The sequence below is a fragment of the Flexivirga meconopsidis genome (assembly GCF_026162425.1).
GTDB lineage: Bacteria > Actinomycetota > Actinomycetes > Actinomycetales > Dermatophilaceae > Flexivirga > Flexivirga meconopsidis.
The window spans coordinates 552,818-570,554 of record NZ_JAOBQJ010000003.1; the positions used below are offsets into that span (position 1 = coordinate 552,818).

Genomic DNA, 17,737 nt, shown 5'->3' on the forward strand with positions numbered 1-17,737 from the left:
CCATGCGATTGATCATTCTGGGTCCGCCCGGTGCGGGTAAGGGCACGCAGGCCGAGCTCATCGCCAAGGAGCGGGGCATCCCGCACATCTCCACCGGCGACATCTTCCGCGACAACATCAAGCGGGAGACCCCGCTCGGTGTGCAGGTCAAGGGCATCCTCGACTCCGGTGGTTACGTGCCCGACGAGGTGACCAACCAGATCGTCGCCGATCGGCTCGCGCAGGACGACGCCAAGAACGGCTTCCTGCTCGACGGCTACCCGCGCACGCTCGCCCAGGTGCAGGCGCTGGACGACCTGCTCGCGAAGGACGGTCACGCCCTCGACGCCGTGCTGGAGCTGCAGGTCGACGACCAGGAGCTGGTGCAGCGCCTGGTCAAGCGGGCCGAGACCAGTGGTCGCGCCGACGACACCGAGGACGTCATCCGGGAGCGGCAGGAGATCTATCGCCGGGAGACCGCCCCGCTGGTGCAGACCTACACCGAGCGCGACCTGGTCGTCGACGTCGACGGCATGGGCGAGATGTCCGAGGTGACCGACCGCGTCCGCGCCGCTCTCGACAAGGTGGCCGCGGCCAGCTGATGTTCGGCCGCGAGAAGCTGCCGGTCAAGACACCGGAGCAGGTCCTGCTCATGCGCCGGGCCGGCCTCGTCGTCGGACGGTGCCTGGAGTTGCTGGCCGGCCGGGCGTCCGCCGGTATGACGACCGGCGAGCTCGACCGGGTGGCCGAGGAATTCATCCGCGACCAGGGCGCGACGCCGAGTTTCCTTGGCTACCAAGGGTTTCCGGGATCGCTCTGCGTGTCGGTCAACGAGCAGGTGGTGCACGGCATCCCCGGTGACCGCGCGCTCGCGGACGGCGACCTGGTGTCCATCGACTGCGGCGCGATCGTCGACGGCTGGCACGGCGACGCCGCGATCACCTTGATCGTGGGCGGTGACGCGGCGGCCCGGCCGGAGGATGTCGCGCTGTCGGCGGCCACCCGCCGGGCGCTCTGGGCCGGGATCGCCGCGCTCAAGCCGGGTGTCGGGATCTACGAGCTGGGCTCGGTCATCCAGGACTCCGTCGAGGCGAGCGAGCTCGAGGACGAACTCACCTACGGCATCGTCGACGGCTACACCGGTCACGGGATCGGCACGAGCATGCACATGGAGCCGACCGTGTTCAACGAGCGAGTCCGCCCGCGCGGCCCGGTCGTGCGCACCGGCGCCACCGTGGCCATCGAGCCGATGGTCACCCTCGGCACCCACGAGTCGCGCGAACTCGACGACGAATGGACCGTGGTCACCCAGGACGGCTCCCGCAGCGCGCACTGGGAGCACACCGTCGCCGTCACCGAGGGCGGCGTGTGGGTGCTGACCGCGGTCGACGGGGGAGAGGCCGACCTGGCGCAGGTCGGCGCGGCATACGGGCCGCTGGCGTAGCCGCTCGGCACGGCCCCGATTTGGGCGGGATGTGCTTCCCCGCGTAGACTGGTATGTCGGGTCCGGAGTGTCTTCACTCACCCATCGCGAAACACCGAACGCTGGTACCGCAAGGCTACGCCGAGCGGGCCGATCGGTCGTGTGTCCGCGCCGGGGAGGACGGCCACGTCGTACCCGCATCAACAGGGCGGATCTCAACCGGAGAACCGCTCGCCGACAGCAGTTGAAGGAAGGCATGGCCAAGAAGGACGGTGTCATCGAGATCGAGGGCACGATCGTCGAGGCCCTCCCGAACGCAATGTTCCGGGTGGAGCTGACCAACGGTCACAAGGTGCTCGCGCACATCTCGGGCAAGATGCGACAGCACTACATCCGGATCCTCCCCGAGGACCGTGTGGTGGTGGAGCTCAGCCCTTACGACCTGACCCGTGGCCGCATCGTCTTCCGTTACCGCTAAAGGCAAATCCGCCGCAACGTCGCTCGCCCGTGAGGTGAGTGGCCCGACTTCGAGACAAAAGGTGCGATGAAGGTCCAGCCGAGCGTCAAGAAGATCTGCGACAAGTGCAAGGTGATCCGCCGTCACGGCCGGGTCATGGTGATCTGCGAGAACGCGCGCCACAAGCAGCGTCAGGGCTGAACACCCCGGCACGACTCGCGTCTTCGATTTCGGACGCAAGAAGTGAACAACTAAAAACATTTCGATTTGCGTGGCCCAGCCCCTCGTCATACGCACGCCGTATGACGGGGACGCCACCCCGGGCGCAGAGGCCCGGGACCTAGCACACATCCACTCCGGGATGCATGCGGGACAGGCCACGCACTCACACCTCTGCGAGATAACCAGGAGAAATGCCACATGGCACGTTTGATCGGTGTCGACCTGCCGCGCGAGAAGCGCGTCGAGGTCGCACTCACCTACATTTTCGGCGTCGGCAAGACCCGCGCCGATGAGACGCTGGCCGCAACCGGCGTCAACCCGGACACCCGTGTCCGTGACCTCACTGAGGACGAAGTCGTGAAGCTGCGCGACCACCTCGAGGGCAACTACCGCCTCGAAGGTGACCTTCGCCGTGAGGTGGCCTCCGACATCCGCCGCAAGGTCGAGATCGGTTCCTATCAGGGCCTGCGTCACCGCCGCAGCCTGCCGGTGCACGGTCAGCGCACCAAGACCAACGCGCGCACCCGCAAGGGTCCGAAGCGCACGGTCGCCGGCAAGAAGAAGGCCAAGTAATCCCGTCGCGTTCTGCGACCGGGACTTAAACCTCACGTATTCGCTTAGTTTTCAGGAGATTTCATGCCTCCCAAGAGCCGTCAGGCTTCCGGCGCGAAGAAGGTGCGCCGCAAGGAGAAGAAGAACGTCGCTGCGGGTCACGCTTACATCCGCAGCACCTTCAACAACACCATCGTTTCGATCACCGACCCGACCGGTGCGGTGATCTCATGGGCCTCGGCCGGCCAGGTCGGCTTCAAGGGCTCGCGTAAGTCCACCCCGTATGCCGCGCAGATGGCCGCCGAGGCCGCCGCGCGCCGCGCGATGGACCACGGCATGCGCAAGGTCGACGTCTTCGTCAAGGGCCCGGGTTCGGGCCGCGAGACCGCCATCCGCTCGCTGGCCGCCGCAGGCCTCGAGGTCGGTGCGATCTCCGACGTCACCCCGCAGCCGCACAACGGTGTCCGCCAGCCCAAGCGCCGCAGCTGACGCCGACGAGAGACTTGAAGGAGAGATAGACAATGGCCCGTTACACCGGCCCGATCACCAAGAAGTCGCGTCGCCTCAAGACCGACCTCGTCGGTGGCGACAAGAACTTCGAGATGCGCCCCTTCCCGCCCGGCCAGCACGGCCGCGGCCGGGTGCAGGAGAAGGAATACCTCACCCAGCTGCAGGAGAAGCAGAAGGCCCGCTTCACCTACGGCGTGATGGAGAAGCAGTTCGTCCGCTACTACAAGGAGGCGGCCCGCCGCCCCGGTAAGACCGGCGAGAACCTGCTGACCATCCTGGAGTCCCGCCTGGACAACGTCATCTACCGCGCCGGCCTGGCCCGCACCCGTCGTGCCGCCCGCCAGATGGTGACCCACGGCCACTTCGAGGTCAACGGCCAGCGCGTGGACGTCCCGTCCTACCGCGTCGAGCAGTACGACATCATCACCGTCCGCGAGCAGTCGCGGAACAAGTTCCCGATCGAGTTCGCTCGCGAGACCTTCGGTGAGCGTCCGGTGCCGGCGTGGCTGCACGTCGTCCCGGGCACCCTGCAGGTGCTGGTGCACGCCCTCCCGGTGCGCGACCAGATCGACGTCCCGCTCACCGAGCAGCTGATCGTCGAGCTCTACTCCAAGAACTGAGCTTGTCGGCTACGGCTCCTCGCGCGTCCGGTGGTGGCGCGGCTCGCAAGCTCGCTTGCGCCACCACCGGACGCGGTCGTCGCCTTCGCGCCGGTCGGCTGATCGTGCGGCTGGGTTGTCGTGGGCCGTGGCTCGGAGGTGGTCGAGTAGGGCGAGCCCGTATCGAGACCAGCTCCCGTCATACAGGACTGAAAACTCAATAACGCCAGACGAATACAGAGTCGTCTTGCGGTTCACAGGGCTTCATATAGCGGTGGCCCTGAGGAAAGGAAACAAAGAACGTGCTTATCGCACAGCGCCCCACTCTGAGCGAGGACGTTGTCTCCGACAACCGGTCCCGCTTCGTCATCGAGCCGCTGGAGCCGGGTTTCGGCTACACGCTCGGCAACTCGCTGCGTCGCACCCTGCTGTCGAGCATCCCGGGTGCCGCGGTGACCAGCCTGCGCATCGACGGTGTGCAGCACGAGTTCTCCACGATCCCCGGGGTCAAGGAGGACGTCACCGAGATCATCCTGAACATCAAGGGTCTGGTCGTCTCGTCCGAGCACGACGAGCCCGTGGTGATGTACCTGCGCAAGCAGGGTCCGGGTGAGGTCACCGCCGCCGACATCGCGCCGCCGGCCGGTGTCGAGGTGCACAACCCCGACCTGCACATCGCGACCCTGAACGACAAGGGCAAGATCGAGATGGAGCTGACCGTCGAGCGCGGTCGCGGCTACGTCTCGGCGCAGCAGAACAAGTCCGCCGACCAGGAGATCGGCCGGATCCCGGTCGACTCGATCTACTCGCCCGTGCTGGCCGTGACCTACAAGGTCGAGGCCACCCGTGTCGAGCAGCGCACCGACTTCGACAAGCTGATCGTCGACGTCGAGACCAAGAACGCCATCGCGCCGCGTGACGCCATGGCCTCGGCCGGTAAGACCCTGGTCGAGCTGTTCGGCCTGGCCCGCGAGCTCAATGTCGAGGCCGAGGGCATCGACATGGGCCCGAGCCCGACCGACGCCGCGCTGGCCGCCGACCTGGCGCTGCCGATCGAGGACCTGGACCTGACCGTGCGGTCCTACAACTGCCTCAAGCGCGAGGGCATCCACACCGTGGGTGAGCTCGTCGGCCGCAGCGAGGCCGACCTGCTGGACATCCGCAACTTCGGCGCCAAGTCCATCGACGAGGTCAAGGACAAGCTGACCGAGATGGGTCTGCAGCTCAAGGACAGCCCACCCGGGTTCGACGCGAGCGCGATCGCCGACCGTTACGAGGACGACGACGCCGACGGCGTCAGCTTCGCCGAGGACGAGCAGTACTGAGCCGCCCGAATCACGTTGCGGCCCAACGTGATTCGACTACCAAGGAGAAAGAATGCCTACCCCAACCAAGGGTCCCCGTCTCGGTGGCGGTCCCGCGCACGAGCGGCTCATCCTGGCCAACCTGGCGCAGGCGCTGTTCGAGCACGACCGGATCACCACGACTGAGGCCAAGGCCAAGCGGCTGCGTCCGCTCGCCGAGCGCCTGGTGACCTTCGCCAAGCGCGGCGACCTGCACGCGCGCCGTCGTGTCATGACCGTCATTCGTGACAAGGGCGTCGTGCACCGTCTCTTCACCGAGATCGCGCCCGACATGGCCGACCGTCAGGGCGGTTACACCCGCATCACCAAGATCGCGCCGCGCAAGGGCGACAACGCCCCGATGGCCGTGATCGAGCTGGTCCGCGAGCCGGTCAACGCCAAGCCGAAGCGCGCCGTGGTCGCCGAGGCGGAGGGTGCCACCAAGCGCGCCGCCAAGGAGGACGCCGCCGCAGCCGAGGCTGCTCCCGCCGACGCTCCCGAGCTGGAGCCGCTCGCCGAGGGCAAGTACGGCGCCGACTCCGCTGCTCCGGTCGACGGCGGCCTGTCGCCCGACCCGGAGAAGTTCACCGTCAAGGGCAACGAGGACTCGATGAAGTACCACGTGCCCGGATCGCGGTGGTACGACTCGACCGTCGCCGAGGTCTGGTTCACCACCCCCGAGGCCGCGCAGGCCGCGGGCTTCGAACCGGCCGGTGGCGAGAAGGCTCAGGAAGTCGCCGAGGACGGCGACGACGAGGCCTGATCGGGACTCCCGTCATACGAGAAGGCGGTCCGTCTGCACCCTGGTGCGGGCGGGCCGCCTTTGTGTTTGCCCGCAGAGAGCGTTATCGCGACACCGAGGAAAGACAGCAGGATTCCCGCACCGATGGTCGCAGTGAGCGGCTCGTCGAACAGTATGGCGCCGGCGATCGTCGTCGTCGGGGTGACGAGGAAGAGCAGGTAGCCGAGCACCGTCACGTCGAAGACGCGGGCCACTCCCCAATAGAGCGCGTACGCCGCGACGGTTGGCACCAGGGTGCTCGCGAGGGTGAGGCACCAGAACGCCGGATCCCTCGGCGGCACAAGGCCGCCGGTGATCGCGGCGACCACGACGAGTACGGCGGTAGTGGCGGTGACGTGCACGGTGAGGGTCGGCAGCACCTGCCGGTCGTGTCGGCCGCGGTCGAGCAGGACGCCCGCGAGTTGTGAGCTGATCGCGACGCCCGCGACCAGGTATCCCCACCACGGTGCGGTGCTGGCACCGAGATTGCTCCACACGATCATCGTCACGCCGACCAGTGCCGCGACCAGACCCGACCACTGGGTGCGGGTGACGCTCAGGCCGAGCAGTGGTCCGGCCAGGGTCGCGACGATCACCGGCTGCAGCGCGTCGATCAGCGACGCGGCGCCGGTGCTGACGCCGACGCCGATCGCCGCGTAGACCGGCACGATGTAACCGAGTTGGGTGAGCAGACCGGCGCGAAGGTCGCGGGCCAGGTCGACGGCGGGCATGCGGGTGGGCCGCCAGCTCGGCACGGCCCACAGCAGCGCTGAGGCGATCAGGTAACGCCAGGTGAGGAAGGTGAGCAGCGATGCCGTGCCGACCCCTAGGTGCGCGATCACGAAGCCGGAGCTCCAGGCCAGCACGAAAGCGGTTGGTAGTGCGACCTTTTGCCGCATGAATATACCGATCGGTTTACTCATGCCAGCAGACTATACATATCGGTATACTCGTGTCATGGTCTCGGACGAACTGACTCCCGCCGGCAGGCGAGTGCTCGATGCGGCGTCGGCGCTCTTCTACGCGAACGGCATCCATGCGATCGGCGTCGACACGATTGCTGCGGAGGCAGGTGTCACCAAGAAGACCCTTTACGACCGGTTCGGCTCGAAGGAAGCGCTGGTGCTGCGCTACCTGCGCGAGCGCGAGACGCAATGGCAGGTCCAGCTGGGCGAGGCTCTGGCCCGCCATACCGAGGCAGGGCCGGAGCGCGTGCTTGCGGTGTTCGACGCGGCGATCGAGCGGGTCGGGCACGCGGGCGGCCGAGGGTGCAGTGCGATCAATGCTCGCGCTGAGGTCGACGACCCGGACGACGACCTCGCGCGCGAGGTGCTGGCGCAGAAGGCCGGCATGCGCAAGCTGTTTCGCAGGCTTGTGAGCGAGGCGGGTTATGCCGACCCCGACGAGCTCGCCAAGTCACTCATGCTCCTGTATGACGGGGCCCTCGCAACCGACGGCGTCGGCACCTTCGCGGCCCCGATGCGAGCGGCCCAGAGGACCGCGCGCCGCCTGCTCGACGGGTGGTCGTAGCGATCGCGACGGCTGCGACGACGACCCCGGCTGCGGTGACGACCCACCACCCTGGCCGTGTCGCCGTGGCCAGTGACGTCGCCACCGAGTCGAGGTCGATTCGGGGAATCACGACGGCTCCGACAACGGCCACTCCGAAGGCCTGTCCAACCTGGCGACCGGTGGAAGCAAGAGCGGACGCGACACCGGCCTGACTCCTCGGCATCCCCGCCACTGTCACGTTGGTAATGGGCGCGTTCAGCATCCCGAATCCCAACCCGAGGAGTACGAACGACGCGAGCAATACCACCGGCGCGGTGTGCTGATGTAGGCGGCTGAGCAACAGTGCGGCGACGGCAATCGCCAAACCGCTGATGACGAGCGGAACGCGGGGGCCGTGGCGGGCGACAAGTCGGCCCGATAGCGGAGCTGTCACCAGAACCATCAGGGCGATCGGCAGCATCATGACCCCAGCGGCGGCGGGTGACAGGCTGCGGGAGGTCTGCAGGTAGAACGTCATCACCCACAGATAGCCGGCCGCGCCTCCCATCCCGATCAGTGCGATGAGAATTCCGCCGACGAACGGTGCACTGCGGAAGAATGCCGGGTCCAGAACGGGTTCGGGGACTCGCGACTCCCACCGCACCAGGGCGGCGGTGCAGGCAATCGTCACCAGGCTCAGCATGAGGATTGGTCGCGAGGTCCACCCGAGGGCACCGCCTTCGATAATGACGTAGGTCAGCGCCGTCAGCGTGGAGACAACGAGCACCTGACCGGTCTTGTCGAACCGACGCCTCGTAGCAGCCTTGGACTCAGGAATGACCCACGCACACAAGACAATTGCGGCGATGCCGATCGGGACGTTCACCCAGAAGATCGACCGCCAGCCGGCATGCTGCACGAGAACACCTCCCAGTACGGGGCCGATCGCCATACTCAATCCGTAGACGCCGCTCCAGACGCCGAACGCGTGAGCCCTCCGTCTGGGGTCCGGATACGCCTGCGTGACGATTGCCATCGCAACCGGGTTCATCATTGAAGCACCGAGCGCTTGCACGACTCGGAAGCCGATGAGCCAGCCGATGGTAGGTGCTGCCGCGCACAGTGCGGATGCGAACGTAAACAGCCCTAAGCCGACCTGGAGGGTCAGTCGGCGCCCCCACCGGTCGGCCGTCGCCCCTGCGGTCAACAGGAACGCGCCCAACACGAGCTGATAGGCGTTCACTGTCCATTGCGCGGACGAGAATGACGCATGCAGATCTTGCTGGAGTCGGGGTAGACCGATCGTCAGGATCGTGTTGTCTATGCCCACGATCAGCAGGCTCAGGCAACAGATCGCCAGCACCAGGCAAGGGTGGCTCGCGCGTCGTGGACGAAGCATGCGTTCATCGTCAGTGCCCTTGCGGGAGCAAGTCCAACAATGATTCCGGATCAGTATCGATACTGAATTCGAATCAGTTATCGTGAGGTGTGGCAGAAACGTTGGACATCGTGACGCTGCGCAGCCTGGTGGCTGTCGCTCAGTGCGGCGGCTTTCACAAGGCGGCCGGCGTGCTGCATCTGACTCAGGCCGCGGTCAGCCGACACGTCCAGCGTCTTGAGGACACACTCGGAGTGGAATTGATCACTCGTGCAGGGCGTGCGATCCGCTTCACTACCGATGGCGAACGTTTCCTCACGCATGCGACCCGCATCCTGGATGCACACGACGCGGCGCTGGACGACTTTGTCGATCGTACGCAGATCCTGACGATCGGGGCGATGGACCACGCGGTCGATCTCCTGCTCCCTGGTTTGGTCGATCGGCTGCGAACAGCGTTGCCGCGCAAACGTATCCAAGTGCGGCTCGGCCGCAGCGCCGGCCTCCGAGAGGCCGTCAGTCGTAACCAGATCGAAGCGGCTATCGTCCTGGAACGACTCACGCGCGACCCCGCCGAACCTGGCGTGATCCCGACTCGGTGGGTTGGTGGACGTGAGCTCACCGCGAACGCCGAGCACGCAACATCGCGAGTACCGCTGGTGCTCTTTGATCACAACTGCGGCCTTCGCCGCGGCGCGATCGACAGTCTCGTCGCGGCGGACCTTCGTTACGAGATCAGCGTTGAATCACCTGATCTCGCGGGCGTCCAGGCTGCGGTGCGCGCCAACCTGGGTTACACGCTCCTGCCTGCACTTGGGCGTCTTCCTGCCGGCACCTACCCGGCGGATGGCCTGCCTGCGCCGCCCGGCGTTGTGATGAAGATTGAGACGGCGACTCACCTATCTGGCCGCGACGCTCAGCGGATTCGTCGCGTGATCGAGGGCTCGCTGCGGGGGAGCTGAGTGGGCGGCATCCGGGAAGTTCGCTGTCGTGCACGTGATCCGCGACCGGTGTTGATGGCATCGGGGCGGAAGGCAGGTGTCGAGTGGGGCGACGTGCTCTCCGCATCAGCTATCACGTCGGCGAAGGCAGCGAACCCAGCACTTCGAATGACCACCTCCGTGGGCGCTTCATTCAGAACGGCGGCGGTGCAGGGCGGGGCAGCGATACGTGGAATCCGTCGCGATGCCAGTAGATTTCGTACCCGTCGCGCTTCTCCACGCGTGCTCGGCGGTGGGGCGTCGGACGTTCCTTCGCCAGCTGGTGTGCGGCGAGGTCTTTGAGGACGCTCGGCATCGCGTCGGTTTCGTAGTGGCGGGCGAGGTCTTGGCTGATGGTCTGTTCGGCGCGGCTGACGTGGGGTGGCGCGTGGTCTTCGGGTCGGCGATGGTCGTGCGGTGTGGTCGTCACCTTGCGGGTGAGTGTTTGCCAGGTAATGGCGCCGTTTGCGTGTTGTTGTGATGTCCAGAGTCGGCCGGTCTTGGGGTTGTGGTGGCCTCGGTGTACGGCGTGCAGGTTGTCCGGATGTGTTGCGCCGGACTGGTTTTCGCCGGGTCCTGCTTGGTGGTCGTACGGAGTGTCGTGGTCGAGGTCGCAGTCGGCGGCGGGGTGCGCACAGTCGCCCGGGGCGCGGCAGGTGTGGTCGCGGGCGCGCACGAGGCGGGCCATGCCGGCCGGGACCTGGTAGGAGTTGGCGGCGTCGATGACCATGCCGGTGGCGGGGTCGGTGACCAGACGGGTCCACAGCGACCCCGCCCGCGTGGCCAGGTCGCGGACTTGTGCGCCGGAGAGGAATCCCAGGCCGGGCACTTCGGCGACGTCGGGGCACTCGCTCCCGGGAACGATGGTGTCGAGGCCGACAATGACGTGCAGCCGTCCGGGCGGTGCACTGCCGAGGTGGGCGTCCCCGGGCACGGTGCCGCGGGTGAGCAGGTCGGCGGCCAGGTCGGCACGCAGTTGCGCCAAGGTGCGGGGGTCGCCGGCGGCGCGCGCGGCCTTGGCGAGGCCGGTGAGACGCTGTTGAGCGGTGAACACGACCACGCTGTCACCGTCGAGCTGCAGAGCGGCGGTGCCGTCGCGACCCGGGCTGGTCGTCACGTCGCGGCGGTCGAGCGCCTCGGCGTGTTTGCGGTCGCGCGTCGCGTCGGCGGACTCGACAAGCGCGAGTTGGCGGCGCAGGCGGGCACGGAACCCGTTGTGTGACAGGGGCACTCGCGCATCCGGATCGGTATGACGGGCAGGAGGTGCTAGCACTCGCGACGTGATGGCACCGGCCATGACGGGGTCGAGGTGCGCGGTTTCGGCGTGGACGGTGCGCACTCGCTCGAACGTGGTCGTGCCGTGCGCAAGCTGCGCACGAGCGGTGCCGGTGCGGTCGGGCATGCAGGTGGCGATCCTGACCCGGTCGCGCGCGGCGTGCAGGGTGGACCCGGTCAAGAGCTGGACTTCGTGGACGACAGCTTGGGCGGCGGCGTGCCGGTGAGCGGCGAGTTTGGCGGCATGCCGTGGATCATCGGGCGCGATGCGGGCACCGGCGATGACGTCGTCGGTCAGCGCGGCGACGGCCGAGAGCGAGACCGCGTCGGCGCAGGCCTTGACGGACTCGGCCGCCTGGATGGTGTCGCCGAGGTGCTCGCGATCCCGTCGTACCCGCCCGGTCGGTGCATACCGTTTGGTCCCAGTTGGGTCCGCGTGCTCGGCGCGCAGCCCCTTGACCAGCAGCCGCAGCGCGGCCGCGACCTCGTCGGGCAGCCCGGTGACATCGATGGCGGTTGTCCGCTTGCGTCGACTCATCGAGGTCACCTCCGTGCCTGTCTGCTGGCTTGCGATGTGTGTTCGATTCTAGGTGCGACCACTGACAGCCCTGCCGCATTAGGTTGGCCGGGTGGTCGAGTGTGGTCCGGATTGGCGCGAGCAGGCGCAGGCGGTGACGACGGTCTGCCGCCGGCTCCTGTCAGATCGCGTCGGCGTCTATGTGCACGGTTCGGCTGCCCTCGGCGGGATCACCGCGACGTCCGACCTGGATATGCTCGTCATCGCGGACTGTGAGGGCCTGCGAGGCGACCTCGCGGCGGCCCTGTCAGCGATCGACGTTCCGCGATCTGTCGAGTTGTCGGTCGTGACTGCTGGCGCGGCGCGACATCCGCGGCACCCATGGCCGTTCGTGCTGCACGTGAACACTGGCACGCACACGGTTGCCACCGGCACAGAGGGCGGCGGCGATCCCGATTTGATCGCGCATTATGCAGTGACGCGCGCCGCAGGTGTCCCGATCTTCGGGCCGCGACCGGAGAGGGTGATCGGCGAGGTTGACGCACGACAACTGCTGCGGTATTTCCGCGGGGAACTTCGGTGGGGCCTCGACCATGGCGACGGGCGGTATGTGGTGCTCAACGCCTGTCGCGCGAGCGTGTATCACCGCACCGGGAGGCTCGTCTCCAAACTGGACGGTGCGACGTGGTGGACCGAGACGTATGGCGACAACCCGGTCGTCACGAAAGCGCGGGCGGCGCAGGCGGCCGGGCGCGATCTTGGCCCGGCCAAAGCAGACGCTCGACGCTTTGTGATCGACCGGATCGACGAGCTGCCAGAAGACTGAGCGCCGCGCGATGGACCCGGGCCGTCCATGCCGACCAGCTCCCCGGCCGTCGCACGCGCCGGATAGCGTGGGAGCAGATCTGGTGGACACCGGGGGAGGAAAGACATTGGAACGACGCAGGATTCGCGAGCTGGCGATAGCGGCGATCGCACTGGCGCTCGGCGTGGTGGCGGCGGTCGCTGCCGGCAGCCCGACGCGACTGCTGGCGTTCGTGGGCTACTTGCTCATCGTCGTCGGCGTAGCGATGGCCGTCGTGGAGCTGGGGCGCGAGCCGAGCATCCGGCCCGAGGACGTCCCCGCAGCGGACGTCGCGGAGGCTCGCGCGATTGCCGAACGTGACGGGCTGGTGAAGGGAGTCCGGCACCTCCGCAAGCAGCACGACCTGCGCCTGGTCGACGCCAAGAACCTCGTGGCCGGCAACGCGGAATACGGCGACGCGAAGTAGTCACGCGAGCGACGCCAGCGTGCGCCGGGAGAACACCCGTGCCAACGGCAGCAACGCCAGCACGAGGACGGCCGGCACGGCATACCCAACGCGGAGGGAACCGGTGCCGATCGCACCGGTCAGCACCGAACCGACAAGCGCACCAACGTAATTGAACTGATTGAACCGGGCGATGACCGCGTCGATGCGCGCGCGTTCGGCGTCGGTGTCCAGCCCGTCCCCGCGGGCAAGCAGCGCGGCGGCCGAATACGACAAGGGCGCCACGACCGCGATGCCGGCACCCAGCACCAGGAAGCCGGCCACGCCGACCGGCCATGACGGCGACGCGACGATGATTGCCAGACCGACCACGGCGACGACCGCGCCGACCCGCAACAACGCCGTGGCGCCGAAGCGATCAGTGAGTCGGTCACCCGCAATGCGCGCGGCCAGGGAGGCAACCAGATAGGGGAGCGCCGCGAGGGCGACGAGTGCCTCCGGCGCACCCAGCGTGTGGTCGAAATAGACCGAACCCCAGGTGGTCGACGCGGTGTCCACCGTGTAGAAGACCACGCACGCGGCGCCCACCAGCAGGATCGGCCGCCACGGAATGTCGCCCGCGCTCGCCGGGTCGACCACACCCCCGCGCCCCGGCAGGTATGGCGCAGCCGCCATCACCAGGGGCAGCACCGCGATGCCGACGGACACTGCGGCGATCGAGGCGTGCGGCAGCGCGAGGCTGACCAGTGTGCCGGTGATGCCACCCGCGGTCCACGCGCCGTGGAACGACGGCAGCAGCGACCGCCGCACCCGGTGCTCGAGCGCGACCGCCTGCATGTTGCTCGTCGCATCGACCACCCCGAGCCCGAGGCCGTAGATCGCCATACCCACGACCAGCAGAGGTATGCCGGGAGCCGGCCCGCTCACCAGCAGCGCGACGCAGACCGTGAGCAGCCCGCCGCGCAGCACGGTCGCGCTGCCGACCCGGGGCGCCAGTCGCTCGGCGAGCAATGACCCCACGCCGGCCAGGAGCACGATCATCAGCATGAGCAGCGTGAGGCCCAATTGGGATAGGCCCCAATGCGATTCGACCTTCGGCAACCGCGTGGTCAGCGACAGGAAGACACACCCCTGCGCGAAGTAGGCCGCCGCGATCGCGGCCCGCGAAGACACCCGCATCTGCGCATGGTGGCACGCTCCCGGCGTCCAAGAAGGTGAATTGAACGAACGTCCATGAAACCGCTCGATAGTCTGCGGCAATGCGGCTGCGGATCGACTTCGGGTATGACGGGACCGACTTCTCCGGCTGGGCGACTCAGCCGGGACTGCGCACCGTCGAGCAGACCCTCTCCGAAGCGCTCGGGACGATCCTGCGCAGCGCTCCGCCGAAGCTGACCGTGGCCGGACGCACCGACGCCGGCGTGCACGCGCGCGGCGCGGTGTGTCACGTCGACCTCGACCCCGACCTCTACGCCGAGCTACCGGGACGGTCCGGCCGCTCACCGGACGACGCAGCCGTGACCCGGCTCGGCGGCGTGCTACCGCCCGATGTCGTCGTCCATCGGGTGCGCGAGGCGCCCGCCGGTTTCGATGCGCGCTTCTCCGCGACCGCCCGGCGCTACAGCTATCGCATCATCGACAACCCCGCAGCCGCCGACCCGCTGCGCCGACGGGACACCGTGGTCGTGCGGGGCCCGCTGGACGAGCACGCGATGAACTCCGCTGCCCGAAACCTGCTCGGGCTGAAGGACTTTGCCGCCTTCTGCAAACGGCGAGAGGGCGCCACCACTGTCCGCACCCTGCTCGACTACCGCTGGGAGCGCACGGCGCACGGAGTGCTCGTCGCGACGGTCGTCGCGGATGCGTTCTGCCACTCGATGGTGCGCTCGCTCGTGGGCGCCGTCATACCGGTTGGTCTGGGGCGCAAGCCGATCGAGTGGCCGGCGCAGGTGCTCACGGCTGGGCGGCGTGACCCCGGCGTCACGGTGATGCCGCCGCACGGCCTGTGCCTGGAGGAAGTCAGTTATCCCCCCGACGACGAGCTCGCGGCGCGCGCCAACGCCGCGCGCGCCGTGCGCACGCTGCCGGAAGATGCCTGAGCAACCCGCGCGGGTGCGGGAGAGACGATCGTCTTCTCCCGCACCCGCACGGTCCGACGGAGCGGATCACTTGAAGTGGATCACGTACTGGAAGTCGGCTTGCGCGTCGGAGATGTTCACGTGCGAGCGGGTGCCGTAACCAAGCGGCGTGTTCCAGTTGTATTCCTCGACGTCGAACGACCCGTCGTCATAGACCTTGTTGATGTAGGCGACGTGGCCGACCTTGTGCACGTCGTTGACGGCGATGCCGCCGACGACAGGCTGGGTGTCGACGACCAGTCCGGCGCCGCGAGCGGCGTCGTCCCAATTGCCGGCATCACCGAAGTGCTGTCCGCGCCAGTCGTTTGCGAAGTCGCCGATGCCGAGCCGATCGGCGACCCGGAAGGCGGCGAATGCGGTGCACTGGTCCTTGGCGAAACCGTAGGTCTGATGGTTGAAGTCGTCCCGCGGCTCCTCACCGGCGCTCGGTGGAGCAGGGTTGCAGTCGGGCACGCCGGGTGCTCGGCCGTCGGTGCCGGTGGTGAGGTATTTGTCGGGGACCCAGGTGTTGTCGGCGGTCTTGTCCCACAGGTCGGCGCCGGCGAATTGCTGGCAGACGACGGGCACCTGGGCGCCTTGGAGGTACTGGTTCTCGATGTGGCCGGGTGCGTCGGCCGGTTCGCCGATGTTCAGGCGGCCGTTGAGGTCGACCTTCGCCGGGAAGTTGGTGACCTGGTCGGCGCCGGCCGTGCCGCCGGCTGCGGTGAGCGCTCCGGTGAGCGTGGCGGCGGCGATTGCTAGGGACGTCGCGCGACGAGCTGTCTTGGTCAACATGGTGATTCGAGTCCTTTCGTTATGACGGTTGGTATGACGGTGCGTTCGGTGCTGCGCGCGCGACCTCAGGCGATCGGCCGCACTCCGGTGTCGAGCCACTCACCGGGGTTGAAGGTGTCGATGCGCACGCTGTCGGTTCCGCGCGGGGGCGCGGCCTGCGCGACCTGACCGTCGCCCAGGTAGATCCCCACGTGCTCGGAGCCGCCGGCGCCCTTGAAGACGAGGTCCCCGGGCAGTAGCGACGACGTCGACACCTTCGGGAACTTGTCGTACTGGGTGCCTGAGTAGTCGGTGATGTCGACTCCCGCGCCCTTCCAATAGGCGTAAAGAGTGAATCCCGAGCAGTCGAACCCGAACACGTCGTAGTCGTTGTATCCGCCGGGCGAAGCATCGGCGATCCCGAACGACGGACCACCCTTGCCGCCGGCACCCCACGAGTAGCTCAGCCCCTGCCCCACCTGGGAGCGTGCCGCGTCGAGCACCCGTGCAATCTTCTCGTCGCGGGTCCCGTCCTGCGGCCCCGCCGGGCCGTCGTTGCGGCCGTGCACGGGGTCAGTCGTCGTGCCCCCGTTGCAGTCGGGCACGCCGGGTGCTCGGCCGTCGGTGCCGGTGGTGAGGTATTTGTCGGGGACCCAGGTGTTGTCGGCGGTCTTGTCCCACAGGTCGGCGCCGGCGAATTGCTGGCAGACGACGGGCACCTGGGTGCCTTGGAGGTACTGGTTCTCGATGTGGCCGGGTGCGTCGGCCGGTTCGCCGATGTTCAGCCGGCCGTTGAGGTCGACCTTCGCCGGGAAGTCGTGGCTGTCGGCAGCATGCGCCGCCCCTCCCGTGGATACCGCTCCGACTCCTGCGAGCGCGCTGACGAGTGCGACGCCGCAGATCCCGCGGCGCAGTCGCCGGCGCGGACGGCTCGTCGTACCGATGGTCTTTGTGCTGGACATGTCGTGCCTTCCTCTCGGTTGATCGGACGTCGCCAAACTCCCGGAGACCACCAGGTGTTCGGTACCGTGTCAGCCGAGGAAAACCGCAGCAGGACGGCGATCTGACTAGGGGATCTGACAGATCGCGCACGGCGCAGCCGGACTCAGGGGAGTAGTGATGGCGCACCAGGAGGATGCGGTGCGGCGTGCCCGCACCCGCACCGAGATCGAGGGCTTCGCAAAACTGTTGTCAGCTGCGCGTCAGGAGGCCGGGGAGCCGTCCTTCCGCAAGATGGCTGCGACATCGGGGTGCATCTCGCACACGACTTTGCACGAGGCGGTGCAGGGAAACCGCTTCCCGAGTTGGTCGACGACCGAGCAGTTCGCTACCGCGCTGCACCGCGACCCGGCGGATTTCAAGCCGCAATGGGAAGCCGTCAACGCGCTACTCGAACCAGCACAGCCGCCACCGCCGGCGCCCGCTTCGCAGCAGCCGCCGGAGCCGATCGAGGACCGGCCGGCCGTCGCGGATGAAGCGGATGAACCGGACGGCCCGGCGCGGGCGCGGACCCCGGCCTGGTTGATCGCCGCGATCCTGACACTGCTGCTCGCGGTGCTGGTGGGCTCGTTGGTCGTATGGCGCGAGCGATCCGCAGCCCAGCACCCTGCTGCAGGAAACACGGCGGCGGGGCTCCCCGGCGGAATACCGCTGTCACCCGGTGGCGCCCACCCGTCGGCATACCCGTCGCCGACCGCTTGCCCGGTGGCGGACGAGCAACGAGAAATAGCGCCTCGGGTCGCCGGTGACCACGCGAGCTACGGAGCGGACCTCACCGTGCCCGACTGCAGCACGGTGGCTCCCGGTCAGACGCTCCACAAGAAGTTCACCCTGCGAAATTCGGGCTCGGTCGCCTGGAAGGGCCGGTCGGTGGTGCGCGTCGACATCCCCTTCACCGAGCGCAGTTGCACCAGCGAGCTGCAGACCTCGGTGCCCGACACTCGGCCGGGTGGCGAGGCGGTCATCGAGGTCGAGGTGACCGCACCTCGGCACAAGGGGCTGTGCGTCGCGCGGTGGATGATGGCCGACGGCGGCCACTGGTCGTTCCCCGGACAGCGGTCCTTCAAAACCCAGGTCTGGGTCCGCTGAC

The 17,737-nt window shown here is 67.8% G+C and carries 21 protein-coding genes; 15 read left to right on the forward strand and 6 right to left on the reverse strand.

The genetic code is table 11. The features are described from left to right. The first annotated feature begins 2 nt into the window (after positions 1-2). The 9 genes from N2M23_RS12405 (at position 3) to rplQ (ending at position 5,848) form a co-directional block, all read left to right on the forward strand. Positions 3-581 (forward strand): adenylate kinase, encoded by a 579-nt coding sequence (locus N2M23_RS12405; RefSeq protein WP_265445911.1) that lies wholly within the window; start codon positions 3-5, stop codon positions 579-581. Further along, positions 581-1,423, forward strand: coding sequence for a type I methionyl aminopeptidase (gene map, locus N2M23_RS12410; protein WP_265445913.1), 843 nt, complete (start codon positions 581-583; stop codon positions 1,421-1,423). The genes N2M23_RS12405 and map overlap by 1 nt, the downstream gene beginning before the upstream one ends. Positions 1,424-1,658: 235 nt before the next feature. After that, positions 1,659-1,880, forward strand: a complete 222-nt coding sequence (gene infA, locus N2M23_RS12415) for a translation initiation factor IF-1 (RefSeq protein ID WP_006946284.1) — start codon at positions 1,659-1,661, stop codon at positions 1,878-1,880. 66 nt (positions 1,881-1,946) lie between these two features. Beyond that, positions 1,947-2,060 carry a 50S ribosomal protein L36 gene (gene rpmJ, locus N2M23_RS12420; RefSeq protein ID WP_014742835.1) on the forward strand — a complete coding sequence of 38 codons (114 nt, stop codon included), beginning with the start codon at positions 1,947-1,949 and terminating at the stop codon, positions 2,058-2,060. Between the two features lie 219 nt (positions 2,061-2,279). Continuing rightward, positions 2,280-2,654: a 30S ribosomal protein S13 gene (gene rpsM, locus N2M23_RS12425; RefSeq protein ID WP_171153449.1), complete on the forward strand. Its 375-nt coding sequence runs from the start codon at positions 2,280-2,282 to the stop codon at positions 2,652-2,654. A 63-nt stretch (positions 2,655-2,717) separates the two neighbouring features. After that, positions 2,718-3,122, forward strand: a complete 405-nt coding sequence (rpsK, locus tag N2M23_RS12430) for a 30S ribosomal protein S11 (RefSeq protein WP_171153451.1) — start codon at positions 2,718-2,720, stop codon at positions 3,120-3,122. Positions 3,123-3,154: 32 nt separating this feature from the next. Continuing rightward, on the forward strand, positions 3,155-3,763 hold the full coding sequence (gene rpsD / locus N2M23_RS12435) for a 30S ribosomal protein S4 (RefSeq protein WP_265445923.1): 609 nt from the start codon (positions 3,155-3,157) through the stop codon (positions 3,761-3,763). A 281-nt stretch (positions 3,764-4,044) separates the two neighbouring features. Beyond that, complete coding sequence (locus N2M23_RS12440; protein ID WP_265445925.1) at positions 4,045-5,067, forward strand: DNA-directed RNA polymerase subunit alpha; 1,023 nt, start codon at positions 4,045-4,047, stop codon at positions 5,065-5,067. A 52-nt stretch (positions 5,068-5,119) separates the two neighbouring features. Continuing rightward, positions 5,120-5,848, forward strand: coding sequence for a 50S ribosomal protein L17, sunset domain variant (gene rplQ / locus N2M23_RS12445; RefSeq protein ID WP_265445927.1), 729 nt, complete (start codon positions 5,120-5,122; stop codon positions 5,846-5,848). On the opposite strand, the gene N2M23_RS12450 is transcribed toward rplQ, so the two are convergent. Then, positions 5,812-6,789, reverse strand: a complete 978-nt coding sequence (locus tag N2M23_RS12450) for a DMT family transporter (RefSeq protein WP_265445928.1) — start codon at positions 6,787-6,789, stop codon at positions 5,812-5,814. The two genes, rplQ and N2M23_RS12450, sit on opposite strands and share 37 nt — an antisense overlap. Before the next feature lie 34 nt (positions 6,790-6,823). Here N2M23_RS12450 and N2M23_RS12455 point away from each other — a divergent pair, with 34 nt between their 5' ends. Then, a complete protein-coding gene (locus tag N2M23_RS12455; protein WP_265445929.1) occupies positions 6,824-7,396 on the forward strand; it encodes a TetR/AcrR family transcriptional regulator in 573 nt (190 codons plus the stop codon). Here N2M23_RS12455 and N2M23_RS12460 read toward each other — a convergent pair. Next, complete coding sequence (locus N2M23_RS12460) at positions 7,287-8,756, reverse strand: MFS transporter (RefSeq protein ID WP_265445930.1); 1,470 nt, start codon at positions 8,754-8,756, stop codon at positions 7,287-7,289. The genes N2M23_RS12455 and N2M23_RS12460 overlap by 110 nt on opposite strands. A gap of 110 nt (positions 8,757-8,866) precedes the next feature. On the opposite strand from N2M23_RS12460, the gene N2M23_RS12465 reads away from it, so the two are divergent. Further along, positions 8,867-9,697 carry a LysR family transcriptional regulator gene (locus N2M23_RS12465; protein WP_265445931.1) on the forward strand — a complete coding sequence of 277 codons (831 nt, stop codon included), beginning with the start codon at positions 8,867-8,869 and terminating at the stop codon, positions 9,695-9,697. Positions 9,698-9,869: 172 nt separating this feature from the next. Here N2M23_RS12465 and N2M23_RS12470 read toward each other — a convergent pair whose 3' ends face one another. Then, complete coding sequence (locus N2M23_RS12470; RefSeq protein WP_265445932.1) at positions 9,870-11,528, reverse strand: HNH endonuclease signature motif containing protein; 1,659 nt, start codon at positions 11,526-11,528, stop codon at positions 9,870-9,872. A 133-nt stretch (positions 11,529-11,661) separates the two neighbouring features. Here N2M23_RS12470 and N2M23_RS12475 point away from each other — a divergent pair, with 133 nt between their 5' ends. Both N2M23_RS12475 and N2M23_RS12480 read left to right on the forward strand, forming a co-directional pair. Then, the gene (locus tag N2M23_RS12475) at positions 11,662-12,333 is read left to right on the forward strand and encodes a nucleotidyltransferase domain-containing protein (protein WP_265445933.1); all 672 of its coding nucleotides are present in this window, start codon (positions 11,662-11,664) and stop codon (positions 12,331-12,333) included. An 82-nt stretch (positions 12,334-12,415) separates the two neighbouring features. Then, positions 12,416-12,778, forward strand: coding sequence for a hypothetical protein (locus tag N2M23_RS12480; RefSeq protein ID WP_265445934.1), 363 nt, complete (start codon positions 12,416-12,418; stop codon positions 12,776-12,778). Here N2M23_RS12480 and N2M23_RS12485 read toward each other — a convergent pair whose 3' ends face one another. Continuing rightward, on the reverse strand, positions 12,779-13,936 hold the full coding sequence (locus tag N2M23_RS12485) for an MFS transporter (RefSeq protein WP_265445935.1): 1,158 nt from the start codon (positions 13,934-13,936) through the stop codon (positions 12,779-12,781). Positions 13,937-14,016: 80 nt separating this feature from the next. Between N2M23_RS12485 and truA the strand changes: the two genes are divergently transcribed. Continuing rightward, a complete protein-coding gene (gene truA / locus N2M23_RS12490; RefSeq protein WP_265445937.1) occupies positions 14,017-14,856 on the forward strand; it encodes a tRNA pseudouridine(38-40) synthase TruA in 840 nt (279 codons plus the stop codon). 66 nt (positions 14,857-14,922) lie between these two features. On the opposite strand, the gene N2M23_RS12495 is transcribed toward truA, so the two are convergent. Together N2M23_RS12495 and N2M23_RS12500 are read right to left on the reverse strand one after the other, a co-directional pair. Beyond that, positions 14,923-15,669 (reverse strand): CHAP domain-containing protein, encoded by a 747-nt coding sequence (locus tag N2M23_RS12495; protein WP_265445939.1) that lies wholly within the window; start codon positions 15,667-15,669, stop codon positions 14,923-14,925. A gap of 65 nt (positions 15,670-15,734) precedes the next feature. Beyond that, positions 15,735-16,610 carry a C40 family peptidase gene (locus N2M23_RS12500; RefSeq protein WP_265445940.1) on the reverse strand — a complete coding sequence of 292 codons (876 nt, stop codon included), beginning with the start codon at positions 16,608-16,610 and terminating at the stop codon, positions 15,735-15,737. A gap of 157 nt (positions 16,611-16,767) precedes the next feature. On the opposite strand from N2M23_RS12500, the gene N2M23_RS12505 reads away from it, so the two are divergent. Next, a complete protein-coding gene (locus N2M23_RS12505; RefSeq protein WP_265445942.1) occupies positions 16,768-17,736 on the forward strand; it encodes an NBR1-Ig-like domain-containing protein in 969 nt (322 codons plus the stop codon). Position 17,737: the final 1 nt, after the last annotated feature.

What these genes read in the sequence shown, in the direction of transcription:
- N2M23_RS12450 (WP_265445928.1), bottom strand. Translation starts at nt 6,789, where the DNA reads ATGAGTAAACCGATCGGTATATTCATGCGGCAAAAGGTCGCACTACCA.
- N2M23_RS12405 (WP_265445911.1), top strand. Translation starts at nt 3, where the DNA reads ATGCGATTGATCATTCTGGGTCCGCCCGGTGCGGGTAAGGGCACGCAG.
- N2M23_RS12505 (WP_265445942.1), top strand. Translation starts at nt 16,768, where the DNA reads ATGGCGCACCAGGAGGATGCGGTGCGGCGTGCCCGCACCCGCACCGAG.
- N2M23_RS12495 (WP_265445939.1), bottom strand. Translation starts at nt 15,669, where the DNA reads ATGTTGACCAAGACAGCTCGTCGCGCGACGTCCCTAGCAATCGCCGCC.
- N2M23_RS12460 (WP_265445930.1), bottom strand. Translation starts at nt 8,756, where the DNA reads ATGCTTCGTCCACGACGCGCGAGCCACCCTTGCCTGGTGCTGGCGATC.
- rpmJ (WP_014742835.1), top strand. Translation starts at nt 1,947, where the DNA reads ATGAAGGTCCAGCCGAGCGTCAAGAAGATCTGCGACAAGTGCAAGGTG.
- N2M23_RS12470 (WP_265445932.1), bottom strand. Translation starts at nt 11,528, where the DNA reads ATGAGTCGACGCAAGCGGACAACCGCCATCGATGTCACCGGGCTGCCC.
- map (WP_265445913.1), top strand. Translation starts at nt 581, where the DNA reads ATGTTCGGCCGCGAGAAGCTGCCGGTCAAGACACCGGAGCAGGTCCTG.
- rplQ (WP_265445927.1), top strand. Translation starts at nt 5,120, where the DNA reads ATGCCTACCCCAACCAAGGGTCCCCGTCTCGGTGGCGGTCCCGCGCAC.
- N2M23_RS12500 (WP_265445940.1), bottom strand. Translation starts at nt 16,610, where the DNA reads ATGTCCAGCACAAAGACCATCGGTACGACGAGCCGTCCGCGCCGGCGA.
- infA (WP_006946284.1), top strand. Translation starts at nt 1,659, where the DNA reads ATGGCCAAGAAGGACGGTGTCATCGAGATCGAGGGCACGATCGTCGAG.
- rpsM (WP_171153449.1), top strand. Translation starts at nt 2,280, where the DNA reads ATGGCACGTTTGATCGGTGTCGACCTGCCGCGCGAGAAGCGCGTCGAG.
- truA (WP_265445937.1), top strand. Translation starts at nt 14,017, where the DNA reads ATGCGGCTGCGGATCGACTTCGGGTATGACGGGACCGACTTCTCCGGC.
- rpsK (WP_171153451.1), top strand. Translation starts at nt 2,718, where the DNA reads ATGCCTCCCAAGAGCCGTCAGGCTTCCGGCGCGAAGAAGGTGCGCCGC.
- rpsD (WP_265445923.1), top strand. Translation starts at nt 3,155, where the DNA reads ATGGCCCGTTACACCGGCCCGATCACCAAGAAGTCGCGTCGCCTCAAG.
- N2M23_RS12455 (WP_265445929.1), top strand. Translation starts at nt 6,824, where the DNA reads ATGGTCTCGGACGAACTGACTCCCGCCGGCAGGCGAGTGCTCGATGCG.
- N2M23_RS12485 (WP_265445935.1), bottom strand. Translation starts at nt 13,936, where the DNA reads ATGCGGGTGTCTTCGCGGGCCGCGATCGCGGCGGCCTACTTCGCGCAG.